This is a genomic window from Actinomadura miaoliensis (assembly GCF_039536785.1).
Lineage (GTDB): Bacteria > Actinomycetota > Actinomycetes > Streptosporangiales > Streptosporangiaceae > Spirillospora > Spirillospora miaoliensis.
This window is the reverse complement of sequence record NZ_BAAAZG010000057.1, coordinates 128,883-136,102: the sequence shown is the minus strand read 5'-3', so window position 1 is coordinate 136,102 and position 7,220 is coordinate 128,883. Positions and strand designations below refer to the sequence as shown.

Genomic DNA, 7,220 nt, shown 5'->3' with positions numbered 1-7,220 from the left:
CAGCGAGAAGACGCCCGCGCCGACCAGGCCGCCGAGGCTGAGCGCGACGAGCTGCCACAGGCCCATGGTGCGGCGCAGCCCGCCGGCGGTCTCCTCCTCGGAGGAGTCGACGGGTTTGAGGCGGAACATGCCCGCCCTGGTAAACAGCCCCGTCCCGGAGGGGGCGGCGCTGGATCGGGTGGTTGGGGTGGATTGGGACATGACGGTCCCTCCCGACATGAACGCAGGGGTGATCGAGGGGCCGCCGGCGGTCGCCGGCGGAGGTGAGGCGCGCCGCGAGGGCACGTCGGGAAACGGCCGGGCCGTGCGGCTAGAGGACGAAGCCGTGCGGGAAGGGGTCGGCCGGGTCGAGCATGTACGTGGCGGTGCCGGTGATCCAGGCGCGGCCGGAGAACTCGGGGACGACGGCGGGCACGCCGCCGACCTCGGTGGCGCCGACCAGGCGGCCCACGAACCGGGTGCCGATGAAGGACTCGTTGACGAAGTCGGTGTGCAGGGGCAGTTCGCCGCGCGCGTGCAGCTGCGCCATGCGCGCGGAGGTGCCGGTGCCGCACGGCGACCGGTCGAACCAGCCGGGGTGGATGGCCATCGCGTTGCGCGAGTGCCGGGCGTCCGAGCCGGGCGCCAGGAACTGCACGTGCTTGCAGCCGCCGATCAGCGGGTCGGCCGGGTGGCGCGGCGGGTTCTGCTCGTTGATCGCCGCCATGACCGACAGCCCGGCGCGCAGGATGTCGTCCTTGCGGGAGCGGTCGAACGGCAGGCCGAGCGGCTCCAGCTCGGTGATGGCGTAGAAGTTGCCGCCGTAGGCCATGTCGTAGCGCACCTCGCCGAGGCCCGGGACCTTGACGACGGCGTCCCGCTCGACGGCGAACGCGGGCACGTTGCGCAGGGTGACCTGCTCGGCCACGCCGTCGCGCACCGCCACCCGCGCCTCCACCAGCCCGGCCGGGGTGTCGAGGCGCACCAGCGTCTCCGGCTCGGTCACCTCGACCATGCCCGTCTCCACCAGCACGGTCGCGACCCCGATCGTGCCGTGGCCGCACATCGGCAGGAACCCGCTGACCTCGATGTACAGGACGCCCCAGTCGGCGTCCGGGCGGGTGGGCGGCTGCAGGATCGCGCCGCTCATCGCCGCGTGGCCGCGCGGCTCGTCCATGAGGAAGCGGCGCAGCCCGTCGAGGTGGTCGATCGCGTACCGGCGGCGTTCGGCCATGGTGTCGCCGGGGATGGGCGCCACGCCGCCGGTGACGACGCGCGTGGGCATGCCCTCGGTGTGCGAGTCGACGGCGGCGATGCTGCGCACCGACCTCATACGCCTACCTCCGTTCCCGCAGCGCCGCGATCGCCCGCTCCATGTCGGCGGTGACCCCGGCGCGGTGCTCGTCGACCAGCGGCCCGCGCGGCGGGCGGCAGGGGCCGCCGTACCGGCCGACCATGTCCATGCCGAGCTTGATGGCCTGGACGAACTCGGTGCGCGAGTCCCACCGGAACGCCGCGACGAGCGGCTCGTACAGTGCCCGCGCCTCCTCCAGCTTGCCCGCCGTGGCGAGCGCGAACAGCTCGGCGGACTCGGCGGGGAACACGTTGGGGAACCCGGCGAACCAGCCCGTGGCGCCCATGAGCAGGGCCTCCAGGGTGACGTCGTCGGCGCCCGCGACCACCTCCAGGCCGGGGGCCTTCTCGCGGATCTCCAGGACGCGGCGCACGTCGCCGGAGAACTCCTTGACCGCGACGACGTTGTCGATCTGCGCGATCTCGGCGAGCAGGTCGGGGGTCAGGTCGACCTTGGTGTCGATCGGGTTGTTGTAGACCATGACCGGCAGGCCGACGGAGGCGACCGCCTCGAAGTGGGCGATGACCTCGCCGCGGTTGGCCCGGTACATGGTGGGCGGCAGACACAGCACGCCGTCCGCGCCGTCCTCAGCGGCGATCTCGGCCCAGTGGCGGGCCTGGTGGGAGCCGGGGCCGTGCACGCCGACGACGACCACGCCGTCGTCGCCGACGGCCTCGACGGCGGTGCGCGCGACGCGGCGGCGCTCCTCGTCGGTGAGCGAGGAGTACTCGCCGAGGGAACCGTTGGGGCCGACGCCGCGGCAGCCGCTGTCGACCAGCCAGCGGCAGTGCTCGGCGTACCGGTCGTAGTCGACCGCCAGCCCGGCGGGCGCGTTCGCGTCCTCCCGGTAGGGCAGCGCGGTCGCGACGATCACGCCGCCGAGGCCGTCGGCCTTGGTGCCGGTGCTCATTCAGTGCTCTCTTTCCTGATCGGTGATGGGTGGACGGGCCAGTTCGCCGAGCCGGATCGGCTGGGCGAGCGGCCGGTGGTGCGGGGTCGCGGCGGGGAGCCCCTCGAACTGGGACTCGACCGGGGACGCACCCGGGGACGCCTCGGGCGTCCCGGCCAGGAGCTGCGCGACGGTGGGGCCGCAGACGCGGGCCTGGCAGGGGCCGAGCCCGGCGCGGGTGCCGAGTTTCAGGGCGCGGGCGGACGCTCCGGCGGGGTCGCCGGCGGCGCGGCGCAGCGCGCCGTAGGTGGTCTCCTCGCAGCGGCAGACGACGGTGTCGGAGCGCAGCCAGCCGGGCCAGGCGGCGCCGATCGGGTGGGCCGCGGCGAGGCGTGCGGCGAAGGCGCGGTCGCGGTCGCGGCGGCGCCGCAGCGGGGCCAGTTCCGGGGCGTCCGGCGCCCCTCCCCCGGCCAGCCATCCGGCGATGAGCCCCTCGGTGCGGGCGGCGGGCGCCCCGGCGATCCCGGTGATCTCGCCCGCCGCGTACACGCCCGGGCCGGTGGTGCGCTGGTCGCCGTCGACCTCGACGAACGCCTCGGCCGGGGACGCGGGATCGGGCCGCCGCAGCGCGCAGCCCGCCGCGACGGGCAGCTCCAGCTGGGGCGTGAAGCCGTGCGAGACGCACACCGCGTCGACGGGGACGGCGCGTTCGCTGCCGGGCACGACCGACCAGTCGGGACGCAGCCGCGCGGTGACGACCTCCTCCACCCGGCCGTCGCCGCGCGCCTCGACGACGGCGCGGCCGAGCCGGTACGGGACGGCGTGCCGCGCCAGCAACGCGGTGTACTCGGCCAGCTCGGCGGCCTTGCCCGCCTGGGCGGCGAGCTGCCAGGGGCGGCGCCCCCAGCCGCGCAGCACGGTCGCCGCGGGGTTGGCCTCCAGCACCTCCGCGACCCGCGATCCGGCCTCCAGCAGAGACGCGGCCACCGGCAGGAGGAACGGTCCCGAACCGGCGACCACGACCCGGTCGCCGACGACGAGGCGTTCGCCCTTGGCCAGCGCCTGCGCGGCGCCGGCGGTGAACACGCCCGGCAGGTCCCAGCCGGGGAACGGCAGCACGCGGTCGTGGGCGCCCGGGGCCAGCACCAGCGCGTCCGGTTCCAGGACGTGGCGTTCGCGTCCGGCGCCGTCGGCCGGTCCGCGCAGCACGTGCACGCGCGGAGGACGCTCCTCCCCCGGGTCGGACCGTTCCAGCGACCACACGGCGCTCTCGGGCCACCAGTCGCACCGCGGATGCGTCAGCACGTGCCGCCGCACGCGGTCAAACGCCCGCCAGCCGTGGTGCAGCCGTTCGAGGTGCGCCGCAGCGTAGGCGTCGGGGAGCATCCGGTGGTACTGGCCGCCGGGCCGCTCGGCAGCGTCGATGAGGGTGACGGCCGCCCCGGCCCGGAGCGCGGCCGACGCGGCGGCCAGGCCGGCCGGTCCGGCGCCGACCACGACGACGTGGATGCTCGCGCCCGCGCTCACTGGTCCGCCTCCCGGGACTGGGTGTCGATCACGTCGCCGTCGCGGGCGCGGCGGCGGCAGGCGCGCACGTCGCGTTCGCCGTTGACCGTCAGCAGGCAGTCGAAGCACACCCCGATGCCGCAGAACACGCCGCGCGGGGCGCCGGACGGGCCGCGCCGCCACGCGCGGCGCCCGGCGGCCAGCAGCACGCCCGCGATGGTCTGGCCCGCCACGCCGGTGACGGGCTCGCCGTCCACGGTGATCCGCAGCGGCGTGTCGGGACGGCGGCCGGTGGAGTCGTCCCCGGCCGGGACGAGCCTGGGGCTCATGCGGCACCTCCTTGACCGAGCGCGGCCGGGCGGTCGGCGCGGAACGGGGCGGGATCGAGCGGCGGGTCCTGGCCGAGCAGCAGGCCGGCCAGCAGGCGGGCGGTGCCGGGCGCCAGCCCGATGCCCGCGCCCTCGTGGCCGGTGGCGTGCCACAGGCCGGGCAGCCGCGGGTCCGGGCCGATGATCGGCAGATGGTCGGGCACGTAGGGGCGGAAGCCGCCGTAGGCGCGCATCACCGGCACGCCCTCCAGGGACGGGAACAGCCGCAGCGCCTTGGCGGCGATCACCGACAGCACCTCGGGACGCAGCCGGTCGTCGAACCCGACGCGCCGCCGCGACGAGCCCAGCAGCACCGTCCCGGCGCGGGTGGACTCCACGACCGCCGACGCCTGCAGGTCCTCGGCGCCGCTGCCGACGGCGCCCACGTAGTCGGCGTCGTAGACCTTGTGGAAGACGGTGGGCGGCAGCGGCGTGGTCACCAGCACCTCGCCGCGCCGGGGCCGCACGTCCACCGGGGCGCCCAGCCGCGCGGCCAGGGCGCCCGACCAGGGGCCCGCCGCGTTGACGAACGCGTCGGCCTCGACGGTGCCCCGGGAGGTGCGGACGCCGGTGAGGCGGCCGCCCCGGGTGACGGGGCCGAGCACCTCGCAGTCCGTGCGGAGCGCGGCGCCCGCGTCGAGGGCGTCGGCGAGCAGGGCGGCGGCCGCGGCGGCGGGCTGCACCTGGGCGTCCTGCGGGTAGTGGACGGCGGCGGCGACGTCGCGGGTCAGGTGCGGTTCGGCGGCGGCCAGGTCGGCCGCGTCGAGCGGCTCGGCGGTGACGCCCTCGCCGCGCTGCCCGGCGGCGAACCTCTCCAGCTCGCGGGCGCCCGCGTCGGTGGTGGCGACGACGATGCCGCCCTTGGGGTCCCACTCGACGGCGTGCGCCGTCTCGGGGCGGCGGCCGGCGATCTCCTCCAGGATCCGCGGCCACAGCTCCAGCGACAGCCGCGCCAGGGTCAGCTCGGGACCGGGGCCCTTGTCGGAGACGAGCACGTTGCCCTCGCCGTGCGCGGTGGTCGCCGCCGCGGGGCCGCCGCGCTCCAGCACGGTCACCGCCAGCCCGGCGCGGGCCAGCTCGCGGGCGCACGCCGCGCCGACGATCCCGGCGCCCAGCACCGCGACCCGGGTTCCGGCCATGGCCCCTCCCTGCCGTTCGGTAAATCGAACGTTGCAGAGGCTATGCCCGGCGTTCGGACGCTGTCAACGCCCTGTTTCAGTCTTTGCCGACGAGTCCGGGCGCGTGCGGGTCGGTGAGACGAAGCCGCTGGTCAGAGCCGTACTGCAGGAGAAGCACCGACCGCACGGGGCCGTCGAGGGCGACGTAGCTGTGCGGACGCAGCGCGTCGAACCCGATGTAGTCGCCCGGCCCGAGCTCGACCTCCTGGTCGTCGACCCGAACGCCGAGCCGGCCCGCCTGCACGATGGTGTGCTCGACGCCGACGTGGCCGAGCGAGTCCTGCCGCGCGCCCGGCCGTACCTGCTGGTCGTAGACCTCGACCATCCCGCCGTCGGCCTCGATGCCGTGCAGCGGCCGCAGGTCGACGGCCGCCCCGCGCAGCACCTCCACCTCGGCGCCGCGCACCACGGTCGGGCCGGACGGCAGCTGCTGGTCCAGCAGGTCGGAGATGGGCACCTCCAGCGCCCGCGACAGGCTGAACACCGTCTCGATGGTCGGGTTGCCCGCACCGGCCTCGAGCTGTGACAACGTGGCCTTGCCGATCTTCGATCGGCGGGACAGCTCCGACAGCGACAGCCCCCGGCCGAGCCGGGCGCGCCGGAGGTTGGCCGCCAGCACGTCCCGCACCGACTCCCCAGCACCGCCCACCGCGCGTCTCACCTCACCACTCATCGCCCTGGACAGGCCCCAGCGTACCGCTCGTTCGCTTTAACGAACGGCCCGCCTCCATCCGCCGGCTACCCGGCAGGTAATCGTCACGCCTCCCCGCCCGCCCCTAGCGTCGGGGACGTCGACGACGTTTGACGACGACTCACAGGAGGCCACGATGACCACGCACCGCTCCATCTCCACCGCCGGGCTCTTCGCCGACGGCCCGCGGCTGCTGAAGGCCGCGCTGCGGCTCGACTCCGTGATCACCGGCGTCAACGGCCTGGCCTACCTGGCGCTGGCCGGGCCACTGGAGGACCTGCTGGGCCTGCACGCCGGTCCCGCCCGCGCGATCGGCGCCTTCCTGGTGGCCTACGCGCTGGCGGTGTGGGCGGTCTCCATGCCCGCCCGCGTGCGGCGCCTCGCGGCCACCGCCGTGATCGAGATGAACGTGCTGTGGGCGGTGCTCAGCGCGCTCGCGGTGATCACCGGGTGGCTGGACCTGAACGCGGCCGGGGCGGTGTGGACGGTGCTCCAGGCGGCGGTGGTGGCGGGCTTCGCCGCCCTGCAGTACACCGGGCTGCGCCGCAGCCGATGATCGCCGATCCGCCGGAATCGGGGCGGTCTGAACGGGCAGGAGGGCGGTATGGACGAGATCAGACTGCGCAGCCCCGCGTTCAGCGACCACACCCTGATCCCGGCGGACCACTCGCACGCCCAGGGCGACGTCTCACCGCCCCTGGAGTGGTCGGACGTGCCCGACGCCGTGACCGAGCTGGTGCTGATCTGCGAGGACCCGGACGCGCCCGGCGGCACGTTCGTCCACTGGCTGCTGGCGGGCATCGACCCCGGCACCGAGAGCATCGACGCCGGGGACGTCCCCACCGAGGCGGCCGTGGGACGCAACGACTTCGGCTCCCAGGGCTACGGCGGCCCGCACCCGCCCGTGGGCGACGAGCCGCACCGGTACTTCTTCCGGCTGTACGGGCTGTCGGAGGCGTCCGGGCTCAAGGACGGGTTCACCGGCGAGGACTTCCGCACGGCGGTCGAGGAGAAGGTCATCGCGTCCGGCACGCTGGTGGGGACCTACGGGCGGTAGCGATGGACGGTCCGCAGCCTCCTCACCGGCAGCCTCGGGGGGACGAGCCGCTGACGGCGCGCAGCCCGCTCGGGCTGCGTGCCGTCCTGTCCGGCGTCGCGCTGGTCGCGGGGGCGGTCGCGGCGGTGCTGTTCGGCCTGTCGGCCGCGCACGCGCGCGACGCCGGCCCCTGGGTCGCCACCGCGATCTGCGGGGCCG

The 7,220-nt window shown here is 75.7% G+C and carries 9 protein-coding genes; 3 read left to right on the top strand and 6 right to left on the bottom strand.

Translation table 11 applies throughout. From position 1 onward, the window contains the following. Nucleotides 1–310: 310 nt before the first annotated feature. From ABD811_RS36240 to ABD811_RS36215, 6 genes are all read right to left on the bottom strand, one after another. A complete protein-coding gene (locus ABD811_RS36240) occupies nucleotides 311–1,312 on the bottom strand; it encodes a proline racemase family protein (RefSeq protein WP_344956809.1) in 1,002 nt (333 codons plus the stop codon). A 4-nt stretch (nucleotides 1,313–1,316) separates the two neighbouring features. Further along, on the bottom strand, nucleotides 1,317–2,243 hold the full coding sequence (locus ABD811_RS36235; RefSeq protein WP_344956807.1) for a dihydrodipicolinate synthase family protein: 927 nt from the start codon (nucleotides 2,241–2,243) through the stop codon (nucleotides 1,317–1,319). Next, nucleotides 2,244–3,749 carry an FAD/NAD(P)-dependent oxidoreductase gene (locus ABD811_RS36230; protein ID WP_344956805.1) on the bottom strand — a complete coding sequence of 502 codons (1,506 nt, stop codon included), beginning with the start codon at nucleotides 3,747–3,749 and terminating at the stop codon, nucleotides 2,244–2,246. After that, nucleotides 3,746–4,057: a (2Fe-2S)-binding protein gene (locus ABD811_RS36225; protein WP_344956803.1), complete on the bottom strand. Its 312-nt coding sequence runs from the start codon at nucleotides 4,055–4,057 to the stop codon at nucleotides 3,746–3,748. The genes ABD811_RS36230 and ABD811_RS36225 overlap by 4 nt, the downstream gene beginning before the upstream one ends. Further along, entirely contained in the window at nucleotides 4,054–5,235 is a 1,182-nt protein-coding gene (locus ABD811_RS36220; protein WP_344956801.1) for an NAD(P)/FAD-dependent oxidoreductase, read from the bottom strand. The genes ABD811_RS36225 and ABD811_RS36220 overlap by 4 nt, the downstream gene beginning before the upstream one ends. 76 nt (nucleotides 5,236–5,311) lie before the next feature. Next, nucleotides 5,312–5,935, bottom strand: coding sequence for a helix-turn-helix domain-containing protein (locus tag ABD811_RS36215; protein WP_344956799.1), 624 nt, complete (start codon nucleotides 5,933–5,935; stop codon nucleotides 5,312–5,314). Nucleotides 5,936–6,101: 166 nt separating this feature from the next. Here ABD811_RS36215 and ABD811_RS36210 point away from each other — a divergent pair, with 166 nt between their 5' ends. The 3 genes from ABD811_RS36210 to ABD811_RS36200 form a co-directional block, all read left to right on the top strand. Next, the gene (locus ABD811_RS36210; protein ID WP_344956797.1) at nucleotides 6,102–6,521 is read left to right on the top strand and encodes a hypothetical protein; all 420 of its coding nucleotides are present in this window, start codon (nucleotides 6,102–6,104) and stop codon (nucleotides 6,519–6,521) included. A 48-nt stretch (nucleotides 6,522–6,569) separates the two neighbouring features. Next, a complete protein-coding gene (locus ABD811_RS36205; RefSeq protein WP_344956794.1) occupies nucleotides 6,570–7,022 on the top strand; it encodes a YbhB/YbcL family Raf kinase inhibitor-like protein in 453 nt (150 codons plus the stop codon). Nucleotides 7,023–7,024: 2 nt separating this feature from the next. After that, a partial coding sequence (locus ABD811_RS36200) for a hypothetical protein (RefSeq protein ID WP_344956792.1) occupies nucleotides 7,025–7,220 on the top strand: 196 nt, incomplete at its 3' end.